Annotated in this window: 15 protein-coding genes; 4 read left to right on the top strand and 11 right to left on the bottom strand. The window is 72.0% G+C overall.

From position 1 onward, the window contains the following. Positions 1-15: 15 nt before the first annotated feature. Together ABZX02_RS10180 and ABZX02_RS10175 are read left to right on the top strand one after the other, a co-directional pair. A complete protein-coding gene (locus tag ABZX02_RS10180; protein ID WP_355296769.1) occupies positions 16-1,476 on the top strand; it encodes a carboxylesterase family protein in 1,461 nt (486 codons plus the stop codon). Between the two features lie 54 nt (positions 1,477-1,530). Beyond that, a complete protein-coding gene (locus tag ABZX02_RS10175; RefSeq protein ID WP_355296768.1) occupies positions 1,531-1,968 on the top strand; it encodes a tetratricopeptide repeat protein in 438 nt (145 codons plus the stop codon). Positions 1,969-2,011: 43 nt separating this feature from the next. Here the strand turns inward: ABZX02_RS10175 and ABZX02_RS10170 are convergent, their stop codons facing one another. Genes ABZX02_RS10170 through ABZX02_RS10160 form a run of 3 tightly spaced genes read right to left on the bottom strand, consistent with a single transcriptional unit; the run spans position 2,012 to position 5,381 of the window. After that, positions 2,012-3,625, bottom strand: a complete 1,614-nt coding sequence (locus ABZX02_RS10170) for an SDR family oxidoreductase (protein WP_355296766.1) — start codon at positions 3,623-3,625, stop codon at positions 2,012-2,014. A 2-nt stretch (positions 3,626-3,627) separates the two neighbouring features. Beyond that, positions 3,628-4,524, bottom strand: a complete 897-nt coding sequence (locus ABZX02_RS10165; RefSeq protein WP_355296764.1) for a PDR/VanB family oxidoreductase — start codon at positions 4,522-4,524, stop codon at positions 3,628-3,630. After that, the gene (locus tag ABZX02_RS10160) at positions 4,524-5,381 is read right to left on the bottom strand and encodes a metal-dependent hydrolase (RefSeq protein ID WP_355296763.1); all 858 of its coding nucleotides are present in this window, start codon (positions 5,379-5,381) and stop codon (positions 4,524-4,526) included. The genes ABZX02_RS10165 and ABZX02_RS10160 overlap by 1 nt, the downstream gene beginning before the upstream one ends. A gap of 72 nt (positions 5,382-5,453) precedes the next feature. On the opposite strand from ABZX02_RS10160, the gene ABZX02_RS10155 reads away from it, so the two are divergent. Then, on the top strand, positions 5,454-6,065 hold the full coding sequence (locus ABZX02_RS10155) for a TetR/AcrR family transcriptional regulator (protein WP_355296761.1): 612 nt from the start codon (positions 5,454-5,456) through the stop codon (positions 6,063-6,065). Here ABZX02_RS10155 and ABZX02_RS10150 read toward each other — a convergent pair. Continuing rightward, on the bottom strand, positions 6,010-8,634 hold the full coding sequence (locus tag ABZX02_RS10150) for a BTAD domain-containing putative transcriptional regulator (RefSeq protein ID WP_355296759.1): 2,625 nt from the start codon (positions 8,632-8,634) through the stop codon (positions 6,010-6,012). The two genes, ABZX02_RS10155 and ABZX02_RS10150, sit on opposite strands and share 56 nt — an antisense overlap. Positions 8,635-8,697: 63 nt before the next feature. On the opposite strand from ABZX02_RS10150, the gene ABZX02_RS10145 reads away from it, so the two are divergent. Beyond that, positions 8,698-9,261, top strand: coding sequence for a DUF4386 domain-containing protein (locus tag ABZX02_RS10145; RefSeq protein ID WP_355296758.1), 564 nt, complete (start codon positions 8,698-8,700; stop codon positions 9,259-9,261). On the opposite strand, the gene ABZX02_RS10140 is transcribed toward ABZX02_RS10145, so the two are convergent. From ABZX02_RS10140 to ABZX02_RS10110, 7 genes are all read right to left on the bottom strand, one after another. Then, the gene (locus ABZX02_RS10140) at positions 9,202-10,155 is read right to left on the bottom strand and encodes a class I SAM-dependent methyltransferase (RefSeq protein WP_355296756.1); all 954 of its coding nucleotides are present in this window, start codon (positions 10,153-10,155) and stop codon (positions 9,202-9,204) included. The two genes, ABZX02_RS10145 and ABZX02_RS10140, sit on opposite strands and share 60 nt — an antisense overlap. A 113-nt stretch (positions 10,156-10,268) precedes the next feature. Further along, on the bottom strand, positions 10,269-11,105 hold the full coding sequence (locus ABZX02_RS10135) for a GDSL-type esterase/lipase family protein (protein WP_355296754.1): 837 nt from the start codon (positions 11,103-11,105) through the stop codon (positions 10,269-10,271). 7 nt (positions 11,106-11,112) lie between these two features. After that, positions 11,113-11,955, bottom strand: a complete 843-nt coding sequence (locus ABZX02_RS10130) for a GDSL-type esterase/lipase family protein (RefSeq protein WP_355296753.1) — start codon at positions 11,953-11,955, stop codon at positions 11,113-11,115. Between the two features lie 63 nt (positions 11,956-12,018). Further along, the gene (locus tag ABZX02_RS10125; RefSeq protein WP_355296751.1) at positions 12,019-14,211 is read right to left on the bottom strand and encodes a heavy metal translocating P-type ATPase; all 2,193 of its coding nucleotides are present in this window, start codon (positions 14,209-14,211) and stop codon (positions 12,019-12,021) included. Continuing rightward, positions 14,201-15,034 (bottom strand): hypothetical protein, encoded by an 834-nt coding sequence (locus ABZX02_RS10120; RefSeq protein ID WP_355296749.1) that lies wholly within the window; start codon positions 15,032-15,034, stop codon positions 14,201-14,203. Before ABZX02_RS10120 ends, ABZX02_RS10125 begins: the two co-directional genes overlap by 11 nt. Before the next feature lie 2 nt (positions 15,035-15,036). Next, entirely contained in the window at positions 15,037-15,243 is a 207-nt protein-coding gene (locus ABZX02_RS10115; protein WP_355296747.1) for a heavy-metal-associated domain-containing protein, read from the bottom strand. Between the two features lie 18 nt (positions 15,244-15,261). Next, positions 15,262-15,543: a metal-sensitive transcriptional regulator gene (locus ABZX02_RS10110; protein WP_355296745.1), complete on the bottom strand. Its 282-nt coding sequence runs from the start codon at positions 15,541-15,543 to the stop codon at positions 15,262-15,264. Between the last annotated feature and the right edge of the window lie 257 nt (positions 15,544-15,800).

Raw genomic sequence — 15,800 nt, 5'->3', positions numbered from 1 at the left:
GCCGACGATGCCGCCATGGTCGAGGTTCGAGTCACCGGCGGAACGGTTCGCGGCATCACCGAGCAGGGGCTGGCGGTGTTCCGCGGCATCCCGTTCGCGGCACCGCCGGTGGGGTCCGCGCGGTTCGCCGCGCCGCAACCGGTGCGGGAGTGGGACGGCGTGCGGGACGCGGTGGAGTTCGGGCCGCCGCCCCCGCAGGCCGCGGTGTTCGGCATGGACGGCATCGGCGCCGCCGGGGACGAGTGGCTGACGGTCAACGTCTGGTCGCCCGACGTGCGCGGCGGCCTGCCCGTGCTGGTGTGGATCCAGGGCGGCGGTTACGCGGTGGGCATGTCCGGGCTGCCCGACTACGACGGGGCGCGGCTCGCCTCCGGAGGTGCCGTCGTGGTGACGTTCAACTACCGCGTGGGCATCGAGGGGTTCGGGCTCCTCGAGGGCACCCCGGCCAACCGCGGGTTGCTGGACCAGGTCGCGGCACTGGAGTGGGTGCGCGACAACATCGCCGCGTTCGGCGGGAACCCGGACCGCGTGACGGTCTTCGGGCAGTCCGCGGGGGCCGGGTCGGTGGCGGCGTTGCTCGCGATGCCACGGGCGGCCGGGTTGTTCGGGCGCGCGATCGCGAGCAGCGTGCCGTCCGTGTTCTTCGCGCCCCCGCTGGCCGCCGACATCGCCGCGGTGTGCGCCGCGGAGCTGGGCCTGCGCCCGACCGCCGCCGACCTGTCCACTGTGGACCCCGGGCTGCTGACGGTCGCGGGGGACGAGGCCATGATGAAGATGCGGCAGTTCACGCGCTGGGGTCAGGCGGCGCACAAGCGGATCCCCTTCGCGCCGGTGGTCGACGGGGACGTGCTGCCGGTGACGCCGTGGCAGGCGGTGCGGGCCGGCGCGGCCAGGGACGTCGAGCTGCTCGTCGCGCACACGCGGCACGAGCAGCGCCTGTTGTCCGTGCTGGACGGCCTGGTGGGCACGGTGACGCCGGAGCAGGCCGCCACGGCGCTGGAGGTGTTCGCGCCCGGTCTCGCCTACCCGGACCTGCCGGCGGAGGAGCTGTTCGAGCTGGTGCTCTCGGACTGGCTGTTCCGGATGCCGTCGCTGCACCTCGCGGAGGCCCAGGTGGCGGCGGGCGGCCGGGCGCACGTCGGCGTGGTGGCGTTCGAGCCGACCGAGACCTTCCAGGCGTGCCACGGGCTCGACGTGCCGCTGGTGTTCGGCAACCTCGACCGGGGCGGGTCGGCCGCAGTGCTCGGGGAGATCACCCCGGTCGTGGAGCAGGTGTCCGCCCGGATGCGGGCGGCGTGGACGGGGTTCGCCGCCACCGGCGACCCGGGCTGGCCCGCCTACGGGGCCGGCCGTCCGACGCGGGTGTTCGACGTGGAGGACGAGGTGGTGCCGTACCCGGAGGAGCGGTCGCGGCTGCTGTGGGAGGAGCACTCGTTCGACGCGCTTTCCCTTGGTTCGCACCGCGTCGAACCGTGACGGGAATACCTGTCCGCCCGCGACGTTGCAAGCGAGCGGAAGGGAGGTTCTCCGATGAACGAGTTCTCCGTGCACGACAGCACGATGTTCAACGCCTACCAGCCGAATGGTGAGGTGGCGGCAGATCGCTGGGTGACGGTCCGGCACCTGTTCGACCCCGGCCACGTGGAGACCCCCGCCGACAAGTGGGAGCGCGGGCAGCTGCTGTTCACCTCGGGCGACTACATCCGGGCCGCCGAGGTGCTGGCCGAGGTCGCCGACGAGGTGCCGTTCCAGACGGACCTCTTCCTGCTGCTGGCGCGCGCCTACTACCACTCGGCGCAGCTGGGCAGGGCCGAGGCGCGGCTCCGCGTGATCGTGGAGCGCGACCCGGTGGAGCACTACGCGCACCTGCTGCTCGGCCGCACGCTGGAGCGGCAGGGCCGGGCCGAGGAAGCCGTGCCGTGGCTGCGGCTGGCCGCCGCGTTCGGTGGCGAGCTGACCGAGGTGTGATCGTGCGGGAGGGCGGCCTTTCTCGGGCTGCCCTCCCGGTTTTCTAGCCCACGTCCAGCTTCGCGAACGCCCGCAGCAACCCCGGTGCCGCCCGGCTCGCCAGCCGGGCCGCCTTGGCCTCGGCCGTCACCGGCACGACCGGCCTGTTGCGCCGCACCGCCCGGACGATCTCCCTGGCCACGCCCTCCGGCCCGAACCCGCGCCGCGCGTAGAGCCGTGACGCCCGGTCCTGCTTGCGGCGCTCCTCCTCACCGCTCACCCCGGAGAACGTCGTGGTGGCGGTGATGTTCGTGTTCACGATCCCGGGACAGACGGCGCTGACCCCGATGGCGTGCGGCGCGAGCTCGGCCCGCAGGCAGTCCGAGAGCATGAACACCGCGGCCTTGCTGGTCGCGTACGCGGACAGGATCTTCGACGGCAGGTAGGCCGCCGCCGAGGACAGGTTCACGACGTGCCCGCCCTCGCCGCGCTCCACCATCAGCTCGCCGAACGCCCGGCAGCCGTGCACGACGCCCCACAGGTTGACGTCGAGCACCCGCCGCCACTGCTCGGTCGAGGTCGACAGGAACGACCCGGAGTGGCCGATCCCGGCGTTGTTCACGACCACGTCGGGCACGCCGTGCTCGTCCGCGACCTGCCTCGCCCAGGCCCGCACCGCGTCCTCGGAGCGCACGTCGACCTCGTAGGCGTGTCCGCCCACCAGTTCGGCGGTCTCCTCCGCGGCGGGGAAGTCCACATCGGACACCACGACCTTCGCGCCCGTCTTCGCGAAGGCCACCGCGGTCGCCTTGCCGATGCCGCTGCCGGCACCGGTGACGACGACGAGCTCGCGCCGGGGTACCGTGCCCGTGACGAACTCGCTGATCATCCGCGCCACCTGCGCCGGGTGGCTGAGCGGCGCCCAGTGCCCGGCGGCGAGCCTGCGGCGGGTGAGCGACGGCACCCAGCGTTCGAGGTCGAGGGGTTCGGTGCGGATGTAGCGGTCGTCCAGCGGCTGGACCACCTGCACCGGCATCGGCGCGAAGCGCTGCCGGGGCGAGCGCATGATCCGCCGGATGTTGGCCCGGTACAACGAGATCCCGCGCACCGCGTCCGACGTGATCGTGCGCGCGGGCGTCACCCGCACGCCCTCCAGCCGCCGCAGCACACCGCCCCAGCGCGGGCCGAGGTAGAGCCGCCAGAACAGCGGCGCGAGCACCGGCACGTGGAACGCGCCGATGTACCAGGAGCGGACGAACTGCCGAAGGTGTGCGAGCGACAGGCGCTTGCGCGACCAGTGGCCCATGTGGTCGAGGCACGGCCCGGAGATCGACGTGAACGTGGCGATCCGCGCGCCGGGCGTGGTCACGGCCTCCCAGGACTGGATCGAGCCCCAGTCGTGGCCGACCAGGTGCACCGGTTCGTCCGGGCTGACCGCGTCGACCACCGCGAACAGGTCCGCCGCCAGCCGGTCGATCCGGTAGCCGTCCTCTGTGGACGGCGCGGTCGACTCGCCGGCGCCGCGCACGTCGTAGGTGACGACGCGGAAGTCCTTCTCCAGCAGGGCTGCCACGCGGTCCCACACCTCGTGCGTGTCCGGATACCCGTGCACCAGCACCACTGTCGGGCCGGACGTCCCGCGCACCTGCACGGCGAGGTCGACCTCCCCGGAACGCACCTTCACAGCTCCTCCAAGACGAGTCGGTCACCGCTGGGCCGGTCCACGCAGATCCGCACACCGCCGACGTCGCACGTGCCGCAGAACCCCTGCCGGCACGAGTAGGCGACCGCCGGCCGGAAGTCCCTGATCACGTCGAGCGCCGACCGGTCGGCCGGCACGTCGAGGGATACCCCGCTGCGCCGCAGCTCGACCGTGAACGGGCGTCCGCCGACGATCGGCGGCGGGCTGAAGCGCTCGAAGTGCAGCCAGCGCGAGGAGAACTCGGCGCGCACCTGTGCGAGCATCGACGCGGGCCCGCAGCAGTACACCGCGCCGTGCGGCGAGGCGTCCGCGAGCAGGGGAGTGCCGCGGCCGATCCGCACGTCGACCCGGCCGATCGGCAGTTCCTCCAGGAACGGCATCGCCGCCGTCGAGCGCCCGCAGTACACGAGCCGCCAGTCGAGGCCCGCCCGCGCGGCCGCGTGCACCATCGGCAGGACCGCGGTGATCCCGATGCCGCCCGCCACGAACAGCACGGGACCGATCCCGGCGAACGGGAACGCGTTGCGCGGCCCCCGAACCTGGATCCGGTCGCCGACCCGCAGCGCCTGCACCTCGCGGGACCCGGCGCCGACCTCGCGGACCGCGATCCGGTAGGTGTCGTCGGCCGGGTCACCGCACAGCGAGTACTGCCGCCGCAGCCCGGACGGCAGGTGCAGGTCGACGTGGCAGCCGGGCTGCCAGGCGGGCAGCCCGGGACCGCCGAGCCGGAGAGCGATCACGCCGTCCGCGACCCGCGCGCGGTCGACGACGGTGAGCCACAACGCGTCCCGTGCGGCACCGGGCCGCGCGCGGCCGCCGAACCGGGTGACGGCGGCGTCGTAGAGGTTCCCGAAGCGGGTCAGGCCGGTGAGCATCAGTGCGCCTCGCGGGCGGCGGGGGAGGAGGCGAGGTACGCGATCGCCTGCGCCGTCGACCCCTCCTGCTTCGGGTGGTACGCGGGGTGGAAGTAGCGCAGGAACGCCCGGAAGATCTCCGACAACCTCGGCAGCAGCCCGCGCCGCCCGGCCCGCATCGCCTCGCGCCAGGTCAGCCGCGTCCTCGTGGTCCGGTCCGCGCGCACCATGAACCGCGCGCCGCGCACCCACAGCCAGAACAGCACCGGCGCGACCAGCAGCATCGTCCGCGCCCGCCGCACGTACCGGCGGTCCAAGTGGCACATCAGGTCGTAGGCGACGCTGCGGTGCTCGACCTCCTCGGCCGCGTGCCAGCGCAGCAGGTCCAGCATCACGGGGTGGATGCCCGCGCGGTCGAGCGCGTCGGCGTTGAGCATCCAGTCGCCCAGGTAGGCCGTGAAGTGCTCGACGGCGGCGACGATCGCGACCCGTTCGATCAGCTGCTCGCGCGCCTGCGCCGCGGTCAGCCCCGGCTGCGGCCCGAGGATCCGCCCGAACACGTGCTCCATCTGCCGCGTGAACGGCCGCGGGTCCAGCCCGTTCGCGAGCAGGTGGTCGAGGACCTCGCTGTGCGCCTCGGCGTGCATCGCCTCCTGCCCGATGAACCCGAGCACGTCCTCGCGCAGGGTGTCGTCGGTGATCAGTGGCACGGCCTGCTGGAACGTCCGCACGAACCACCGCTCGCCCTCGGGCAGCAGCAGGTGCAGGACGTTCATGACGTGCGTGGCGACCGGTTCGTCCGGGACCCAGTGCATCGGCAGGGTCGACCAGTCGAACCGCACGTCACGCGGCTGCAGGACGAGGTTGTCCGGCTCCATCCACACCACCTCCGCCAATTGCTACGGCACCGTAGCTTTGTGAAAGCTACGCCACCGTAGCAATATGGTCCGGTGAGCACAACGCGTCGCAAGTACGCCCGCCGCCTGCCGCCCGAGCAGCGCCGCGAGCAGCTGCTCGACGCCGCGCTGAGCCTCATCCCGGCAGGCTTCGACACCGTCACGATGGAGTCCGTCGCCAAACAGGCCGAGGTCACCAAGCCTGTGCTCTACGACCTGTTCGCGAACCGGGCCGAGCTGATCGGCGCCCTGCTCGAACGCGAGGCGGGCCGCGCCACCGAACAGGTCCTCGCCGCCCTGCCGACGGACTTCGCCACCCGCTCCCCGGACGACGCCTTCGCCGACGCCGTCCGCGTCTTCGTGACCGCGGTCGTCGAGGCCCCGGACCGCTGGCGCCTCGTGCTCCTACCGCCCGAGGGGACCCCTCACGAGTTCCGCGCGCAGGTCGAACTCGTCCGCGCGGGCGTCCTGGCTCAGATCGAGGACCTGGCCGCCCTGGGCCTGAAGGAACTGGGCCGCCTCGACGACCTCGACGCCACCCTGCTCGGCCACGCGATGCTGGCCCTGGCCGAGATGTCCGGCCGCCTGGTCCTCACCGACCCGGAGAAGTTCACGCCGGACCGCTTGGCCGCGTTCGTGACCCGGCTCGCGCACGGCCTGCGCTGAGCGCGGACCGCATGTACCGCAACGCTTCTCGATCGTCCATTCCGGACTCTTGTGCAGTGAGCCCGTCGACCAGCCGGGCTGCCGCCATGGCTCCGAAGTCGCCGGCGTTCTGGAGGTACCCGAGGACCCGCCTGGCCTCGTCGGGCAGCACGTCGCGGGTGATCGCGATGAACTCGACCGCGACGACGCTGGCGGCCACGACGTTGCCGGTGTCCAGCAAGTCGTCGACGTGTGCCTTTAAGGCGGCGAAGGCTGTGTCGACGTCGCCTTTGCGGAACGCGCGCCGTGCCTCGGTGGTCTTGTTGGCGGACAACGTGCCTGGCGGTAGCTCGATTTCGGCGGCCTCGTCGAAGAAGGCGTCCGGGCTGCGGCCCTGGAACATCGCGCTGTAGCCGAGGGTTTGCAGGGCCCAGTGCAGGAGCGTTGGTGGGCCTTGGTGGCGGTAGTGCGTTGCCAGGTCCTTGACTTCGCGGTCGACGTGGGCGAACTGGGCGGCTGCCAGGAGGGTGCCTGACGGCATCAGCTTGAGGAACGCGCTCAGGTGTGGCTCTGGGGTGGAGGCGGTTGCTTCGGGGAGGCAGGCTGTCAGGGCTTGGGCGTTGCCGGAGGCGTAGGCCTGGGCGTACCTGGCCAGTGGGGTGTCGGGGGTGTCCGGGAGGGTGGCGGGTCGGGAGCTTTGGACGTTGCGCTCGGCCACCCACAGCAGCCAGAAACCGTCAGACCCAGTCGCTATTGTTGAATTTGGGGGTACCCGGGCTGGGTCGTGTGTGTGGTGTGCGCGCACGGCAAGAAGCAGCGCCTCCGCCCAGTCGCCGATCTCCCGCCGCCCCCGCAGCGGCAGCTCGGTCACGACCGGCCGCACCAACGCCTCCACCAGCCGCAGGTCCCCGCTCTCCAGCCCCCACCGCACCGCCACCCGCAGGTTCGGCCACAACTCCGCCAGCCGCCCCACCCCCTCGACCTCGGCCTGCCCACGCAGCAGCTCACCGACGACGAGAACCTGCCGCAGACACCACTCCGCGTGCGCGGCCATCGCAGCAGCACGGTCCATAAGCAACGAGGAAGCGAACTGCCGCAACGGTTCCAGCATCCGGAACCGCCGCCCGAACGGTCCGTCAGAGACAGTCACCATCGACCGCTCCACCAGGTCCGCGAGCAGCGAGTCCGGGGCCGCCGACAGGTCGAACGGCGCCACGAACACCGACAGCCGGCAGAACAGCTCCTGCTCGCCAGGCGACAACAGGTCGTACGACCACCGCACCGCCGCGGCCACGGAGCGGTGCCGCGCAGCCCCCGTCCGCCGCGCCCCGATGTCGAGCCGCGGCAGCAACTCGGCGGGCCGGTGGCTGCGCATCCGTGCCGCCGCCAGTTCGATCGCCAACGGGATGCCGTCCAGCAGGCGGCAGAGTTCCGGCACCGAGGAATCGCCCACGTACGAAGGATCCGCGGCGCGCGCACGAAGCGAGAACAGCTCGACGCCAGACGCCGCGTCCAAGGGCTCCACGACCACCACGCGCTCGTCGGCCACCGAAAGCCGTTCCCGCGAGGTCGCCAGCACCCGCACCGACCCGCACACCGACGCGACGAACGCCGCAGCGCCCTCCAGCACGTGCTCGCAGTTGTCCAGCACCAGCAACGACGGGTGCGCCGCCACCACCGCCTGCACGACCGAGACCCCAGGCCGCACGACGATTCCCAAAGCGTCCGCCACCGCCTGCGGTACGTCCGTGGAGGACGTGATCTCGGCCAGCGACACGAAGGTGCCGTCCAGTGCCGCGGCCAGGCGGGTCTTGCCGATGCCGCCCGGCCCGACGAGCGTCACGACCGGGGCCAGCCGCAGCGCCTCCGTCACCTGTGCCAGCAGGGCGTCCCGGCCGACCAGCACCGGAGCGGGGACCGGTGCGTGGGCGAGGACCGCCTGCTCGGCCGCGCGCAGTGCGACCCCCGGTTCCACGCCGAGCTCGTCGACGAGGTGTCGCCGGGTCCGGTGGTACACCGCGAGGGCGTCCGCCTGCCGGCTCGTCCGGTGCAGTGCCATCATCAGCAGCGCCGCCAGTGCCTCGCGGGTCGGGTGCTCCGCCACCAGCGCCGACAGCTCGCCGACGACGGCACCGGGGTCGGTCGCTAACCGTCGCGCGCAGTCCTTCTCGACCGCGCCCAGCCACTCCTCGGTCAACGCGACGACGGCCGGCTCCAGCGCGGGCGCCGTCAGGCCGGCCAGCGGAACGCCCCACACCGCGACCGCGCCCGCGAAGTCACCGGTTCGTACGCACTCCACGAACTGTGCGACGTCGGTGGGCACGTCGAGCCGATAGGCGGCGCCTACCCGTGCGATGGCCTCGGCGCCGAGGGACTTGCGCAGCCGCGCGATGTGCCACTGCAGTGCTTTCGGGGCGGTGGTCGGGGGAGTGTCGCCCCACACCAGGTCGATCAGCCGCGGCACCGGCACCGGTGCGCCGGGGGACAGCGCGAGGGCCGCCAGCACGACCTGCGAGCGGGGTGACCCGACGTCGACCGGCTCGCCGTCGTCGGTGGTGGCGCGGACACCACCGAGCACACCGATCCGCACCGGCGAATTCTCACACACCGCGCGCACACCGGACGCACACCGAGACGGGCCAGCCTCGGCGCTATGACAGCACGTGTTGTTGGTTCCCTCTTCGTCATCGCCACCGCCTCGGGCGTGGTCAGCGCGGCCACCCAGGGCACGACCCGAGGCGTGATGGTGTTCGTCATGGCACTGGCCATCGCGTTCATCGCGCCGACTTGGTTCCCGGCCCTCAAGCGGCACGGCGAGGGCATGGCCCTGGGCTACGTCGTCGCCAGGACCCTCGAGGTCGTCTTCCTGATGTCCGCCGTCGCGCCGATCGCGCGCCTGCACGTCGAAGAGCTGTGGGGCCACGCCAGCGCGATCTGGTTCTGCGCCGGCGTGGTGCTCCTCAACGTCCTGCTCTTCAGGTCGGCGCTGGTGCCCAGGTGGATCTCGGTGTGGGCCCTCGCCGCCGTGGTGCCCTACCTCGCCGGCGCCGTCCTCGTCCTGCTCGGCGTGCTCACGCAGACGCAGGCAGGAGCGCTCTACGTGCCGTTGGCGCTCAACGAGATGGTGCTCGCCTTCTGGCTGCTCACGCGCGGGATGTCAACGCCGGGTGCGGACGTGCGCGAGCAGGGCGAGCCCGGTCTGGTCGAAGCCCACTGACACGTCGCACCCCGGCAGCAGCGCGCGCACGGCGGCCTCGTCCCGCTCGATCACCTGCCACTCCATCAGGTACTCGAGCGCCCAGCGGAACGGGTTCCCGCCGGTGAGGCTGGAGAAGTGGAACAGGCCGCCCGGCCGCAGCAACTTGGTCAGCACTGCCTCGGTCAGCCGCACGGCCGCGCGGTCGTTGAGGTACTCGTAGAGGCCGTTGACGAGCACGAGGTCGAACGGGCCGTGCTCGGCGATCTTCGGGATCGCGCGGAACACGTTGCCGCTGAACGTGGTCGTGACCTCGCCCAGCGGCCCGAGGCGCTGCTCGGCGAGCTCCAGGGCGTCCGGGTCGACGTCGGTGAGCACGAACCGGTCGCCCGGCCGCACGATGTTCGGCGGGATGCGCCGCAGGTCCGGGGCGGTGCCGGAGGCGATCAGCAGCACCGAGCGAGGGCCGTTGCGCTGCGCGGTCAGGGTGTCGCCGATCAGCCGGGTCTGGTGCTGGACGCGGTTGCGCAGCTGGTGGGTGATCGCGACGCCCTGCAGGTGGGTCTCGACGTGCCAGGCGAGCGTGCCCGGCGTCGCCTCGTTGGCCTGCGCCAGGACGTGCTCGATGAGCCGGAAGTCGCTGGGGTAGCCGCGCGCCCACTCGTTCTCGTCGCGCATGAACGGGGACCGCGCGCACGCCGACCGCGCCGGCTGCACGATCGCCGCGATGTCCTCCTCCGGGAGTCCCGCGAGCACGCCGGCGTGGATCTGCACGCCGAGCGCGTGCAGCCGCCCGCCGACCATCATGTGCGCGGACGGGTCGCTGAGGTTCAGCTCCCTCTCCCCGCGCAGGAAGCCGTCGACGGCGTCGCTGATCCGGTGCAGGGCGTCAGTGGTGTGCGGGAGCACGGTCATCAAGCACTCTTCCTCGTTGCGGCAACGGTTCCAGAGCTTCCCAGGTGCGCGAGCTGATCAACAGGGTCTTTCGGGTAATACGAGGAAAACCACGCTTTGGTTCGCGTGTCGGGTCACCGGCGCGTCCCGGCGACCGCCTCCGCGACGGCCGCGGCGATCGCCTGGTGACCGGCGGGCGTCGGGTGCACGTCGGCCTCCTCGCAGAAGTAGGTGAGCGCGCAGACCTTGGCCACGGGGGCCGGGATCTCGCCGTAGCGCGGGTCGCGGGTCAGGTCGGTGAGGGCGTCGTAGCCGCCGGTCGCGCGGGTGACGTCCACGAACGTCGCGCCGAACTTCCCGTACTCCGCGGCGACCTGGGCGTTGAAGTCCTCGTACAGCGCGACCGACGTGCGCGCGAGGCTCTCGCCGTTCGGCAGTGACGGGTCCACCCACGCGCCGAGGTACACGTCCGGGTAGCCCAGCCCGACGATCCGCACGTCCGGCGCCACCTCGCGGAACCGGGTGAGCGCGGTGGCGATGTTCGTCCTGGTGGCGGTGACCTCGGCCGCCGCGCACTCCGCCGGGTTCTCGGCGACCGCGCACGGTTCCAGCAGGTCGTTGCTGCCGATCACCACCGTGACCAGGTCGACCCGGCCGGAGCGCAGCACGTCGACGGCCTCGTCGACCTGGGTCCTGCCTGCCGACTCCGGCTCGCAGGCCTCCCCGGAGAGCAGGTCGGCCGAGGTGGCGCCGTTGCAGGCGAGGCTGACGAGACCGAGCCCGGACTGCCCGGCGACGATCCGCGCGAAGCTCTCGGTGGTGCCGTTGGGGCTGAAGCCGGTGGCGTAGGAGTCGCCCAGCGACAGGTACAGCCGCTGGTCGGGGTTGGACGGGGCGTCCTGAACGGGTGACGCCGTCGCACACGCGGCCAGCGCCAGCGCGGAGACCAGGACCAGGGGGAGCGTCCGCACGTCGTGATCAGCGCCCGGCGGCGGTGACGGCGTCCGCGATCGCCTGGTGACCGGCAGGGGTCGGGTGCACGTCGGTGCGGTCGCAGAAGTAGGTGAGCGCGCACACCTTGGCCACGGAGGCCGGGACCTCGCCGTACTTCGGGTCTCGGGTCAGCTCGGTGAGGGCACCGTAGCCGCCGGTCGAGCTGGTGACGTCGGCGAACTTCGCGCCGAACCGGCCGTACTGGGCCGCGATCCTGGTGTTGAAGTCCTGGAACATCGTGACCGACAGCCGGGCGAGGTTCTTGCCGTTGGGGAACGACGGGTTCACCCACGCGCCGAGGAACACGTCCGGGTAGGTCAGCCCGATGATCCGCACGTCCGGCGCGGCCTCACGCAACTCGGTGAGCGTGCCGGCGACGTTGGTCTGGATGTCGGCGACGGTCCTGGTCGCGCACTCCAGGGGTTCCTGCGACAGCGCGCACGGCGCCAGGTCGTTGCCGCCGATCACCAGCGTGACCAGGGCGGTCTTCTTCCCGCGCAGCACCTCGACGGCGGCGTCGAGCTGCGTTTTACCGCCCGCGTCCGGCCCACAGGCGGGTTTGGTGGCGAGGTCGGCGGACGTGGCGCCGTCGCAGGCCAGGTTGACGAGCTTCAGGTCGGCCTGCTTCGCGACGATCTGGGCGAAGCTCTCGTTCTTGCCGCCGGGGGCGAAGCCGGTGGCGTACGAGTCGCCGATCGAGAGGTGGACCTGCTGCTCGTCCGGCGGCGGCGTGCTGCTCGGCGCGGGCACCGGGGTGGACGGGGGCGGTGTCGACGTGCACGCGCCCAACGCCACCAGAAGCGCCAGGACCAGTGCGAACCTCGGCACAACCGCTCCTTGCTGCTGGGAAGCTGATGTGCCGAGGTTACGGACCGGTCCGTGAGAGCCCTGTCAGCGGAAGGCGCGCAGCCGCAGGCTGTTCGTCACCACGAACACCGACGAGAACGCCATGGCCGCCCCCGCGATCATCGGGTTGAGCAGGCCCAGCGCCGCCAGCGGCAGCGCCGCGACGTTGTAGGCGAACGCCCAGAACAGGTTGCCCTTGATCGTGCCGAGCGTGCGCCGGGCCAGCCGGATCGCGTCGACCGCGGCCCGCAGGTCACCGCGCACCAGCGTGAGGTCGCTCGCCTCGATCGCCGCGTCCGTGCCGGTGCCCATCGCGAGACCGAGGTCGGCCTGGGCGAGCGCGGCGGCGTCGTTCACGCCGTCCCCGACCATCGCGACGACCCGGCCCTCGTCCTGCAGCCGCTTCACGACGTCGACCTTGTCGGCCGGCAGCACCTCGGCGATCACCTCGCCGATCCCGACCTCCGCGGCCACCGCCTCCGCCGCGGCCCTGTTGTCGCCGGTCAGGAGCACCGGGCGCAGGCCGAGCCGGCGCAGGCCCTCGACCGCCTCCTTCGACGTGGGCTTCACCGTGTCCGCGACGACCAGCACACCCCTGGCCTGGCCGTCCCACGCGACCAGCACCGCCGTGCGGCCCTTCCGCTCGGCCGCCTCCCTGGCCGCGGTGAGGTCCGCGTCGAGCGGGACGCTCCAGTCGGTCAGCAACCTCTGCCGGCCGACCAGCACCGCGTGGCCGTTCACCACACCCTGCACGCCGAGGCCCTCGACGTTCTGGAAGTCCTCGACCTCGGGGAGTTCGCCGGCCGCCTGGACGATCGCCCTCGCGATGGGGTGCTCGGACGCGTTCTCCAGCGCCGCCGCGAGCTCGAGGACCTCGTCCTCGTCCTCACCCTCGGCGGTGTGCGCGCTCACCAGGCTCATCCGTCCGGTCGTCACCGTGCCGGTCTTGTCGAGCACGACGGTGTCGACGCGGCGCGTGGACTCCAGCACCTCCGGCCCCTTGATCAGGATGCCGAGCTGGGCGCCCCGCCCGGTGCCGACCAGCAACGCGGTCGGCGTCGCGAGGCCGAGCGCGCACGGGCAGGCGATGATCAGCACCGCCACCGCGGCGGTGAACGCGGCCCCCACCCCGCCACCGGTGCCGAGCCAGAAGCCCAGCGTGCCGACGGCGAGCGCGATCACGATCGGCACGAACACCGCCGAGATCCGGTCCGCGAGGCGCTGCGCCTCGGCCTTGCCGTTCTGCGCCTCCTCGACCAGTCGCGCCATCTGCGCGAGCTGCGTGTCCGACCCGACCCGCGTGGCCCGCACGACGAGCCGCCCGCCCGCGTTGACCGTCGCGCCGGCCACGCCGTCACCCGGCCGCACCTCGACCGGCACCGACTCGCCGGTGAGCGTGCTCGCGTCGACCGCGGAGGCACCCTCCTCGACGACGCCGTCCGCCGCGATCCTCTCCCCGGGCCGCACGACGAACCGGTCACCGACCGCGAGCCGTTCCACCGGGATCCTGACCTCGCGGCCGTCCCGCAGGACCGCGACGTCCTTGGCGCCGAGCTCCAGCAGCGCCGTCAGCGCCGCCCCGGCCCGCCGCTTGGACCGCGCCTCGAAGTACCGCCCGGCCAGGATGAACGTCGTCACACCCGCCGCGACCTCGAGGTAGACGTTGCCGGTCCCGGCCGTCCGCTCGATGGTGAACGTGAACCCGTGCGTCATGCCCGGCGTGCCGGCGGTGCCGAGGAACAGCGCGTACAGCGACCACAGGAACGCCGCCCCCACACCGATCGAGATCAGCGTGTCCATCGTGGCGGCGCCGTGGCGGAGGTTCGTCCACGCCGCCTTGTGGAACGGCCACGCGGCGTAGGTGACGACCGGTCCGGCGAGCGCCAGCGACAGCCACTGCCAGTACGTGAACTGGAGCGCGGGGACCATCGCGAGCACGACGACCGGCACCGACAGGACCGTGGAGGTGATCAACCGCTGCCGCAGCGTCCTCATCGGGTCGTCGGGCGCGGTCTCCGGTGCGGCGGTGGGCAGTGCTGCGGTGTAGCCGGTGTCCTCGACGACCTTCACCAGGTCCGCGGGCGTCAGCGTGCCGGGGAACGTGACCTTCGCCTTCTCGGTCGCGTAGTTGACCGAGGCCTCGACGCCGTCCAGCTTGTTGAGCTTGCGCTCGATCCGCGCGGCGCAGGACGCGCAGGTCATGCCGCCGATCGAGATCTCGATGGTGTCAGTGGCCATGACCGCCCTCCTCGTGCGTCGTGAGCGTGAACTCCGCGGTGCGGACCTGGTCGCCGTGCTGGAAGTCGAGGAACAACCGGTACTTCCCGGCCGTCGGGACCTCCACCGCGAACTTGACCTGGTCGCCCTCTTCGGGGTGCACGTGCAGGTAGGCCAGGTCGTCGGCGCGCAGGGCGACCAGGTGGCCCTTGGCGCCCAGGTAGTCCTGCAGGTCGGTGACCGGCTTGCCGTCCTTGGTGACCGTCGCGGTGACGGTCGACGACTTGCCCGCCGTCAGGTCGCCGTCGAGGGTCACCTCGTAGCCGTCTGTCTCGAACGTGCTGCTGTTCGCGTAGGTCTTCGGGCGGAGGTCTCCTGCCTGGTGCAGGTCGGTGCCCAGCGTCAGCTTCGGGCCGTTGGCCGGCTTGAAGTCGGCGAAGATCCGGTAGCTGCCGGCTTCGGGCAGTCGAAGGGGGATCTGCCAGGTGCCGTCCTGGGCCATCTGCGGGTGGACGTGCTGGAAGTGCGCGCCGTCCCGCCTGACCGCGATGAGGTGCAGGCGCTTCTCGTGCTCCACGTCGAAGGCGGTGACGGGCTTGCCGTCCGGGCCCTCGATCTGGAACGCGAGCGGCTGGTCTTGCTTGAGTCGCAACGTGTAGCCCTTGTCCGAGACGGACAGTCCTGGTGGGACATGGGCTTCGGGTTCCTTCGCGTGGCCGCCGTGCGCTTCCTGTTGGGGCGCCGGTGTTTCCGGCGGTCCCGCGGCTGCTCCCGCCGCCCAGGTGCCGCCGAAGACCACGGCGAGTGCGGTGGCGTAGAGCGCGACCTTGTGTCCCGTCCTCATGGTCAGCTCACCAGCTCGTAGCCGGCCTCGGTGACGGCGGCGCGCAGGGCGGGGAGCGGAACGGGGGTGGTGCTGGTGATCGTGACCGCACCGGTGGGCAGGTCCACCGCCACGTCGGTCACGCCGTCCAGTTTCGTGATCTCCTCGGTGACGCTGGAGGCGCAGTGGCCGCAGGTCATGCCGGTGACGGTGTGGACGGACTCGGTCATGGGTCTTCTCCTCGCGGGTTAGGAGCGGACCAGGCGGGCGATGGCGTCACTGGCTTCCGCGATCTTCGCGTCGGCTTCGGTGCCGCCCTCGGTGATGGCCTGGCTCACGCAGTGCTTGAGGTGCTCGTCGAGCAGCCCCAGTGAGACCGCCTGCAACGCCCTGGTGGCGGCGGAGATCTGGGTGAGGACGTCGATGCAGTACTCGTCGTCCTCGATCATCCGTCGCAGGCCGCGGACCTGGCCCTCGATTCTGCTGAGGCGGCGCAGGTGGGCGGCTTTTTGCGGGGTGTAGCCGGGCATGTCTCGCTCCTTCTCCGGCCACCGCTCGGCCGGGTTGTCAGGCCGGGGGTGCGGTGGGCTCGCCCTGCTTTTATACCCTAGGGGGGTATGTGTATGTCAAAGGTTCCTTTTGCGTTGGCGCGTCGGTTCCGTTGGTGGTTCCGTGCCGTTGGCGGGTTCGCCTTGCGTGCTTCCCCTGGGGGCTCTGCCCCCAGACCCCCGGCAATCTGATCAGGGGGCCAGCGCTGCCCGTGGGCTGATGGCACGCCTGTTGCTTA

This window comes from Lentzea sp. NPDC003310 (genome assembly GCF_040610935.1).
Classification (GTDB): domain Bacteria; phylum Actinomycetota; class Actinomycetes; order Mycobacteriales; family Pseudonocardiaceae; genus Lentzea.
This window is presented reverse-complemented; position numbering and strand designations above follow the sequence as displayed.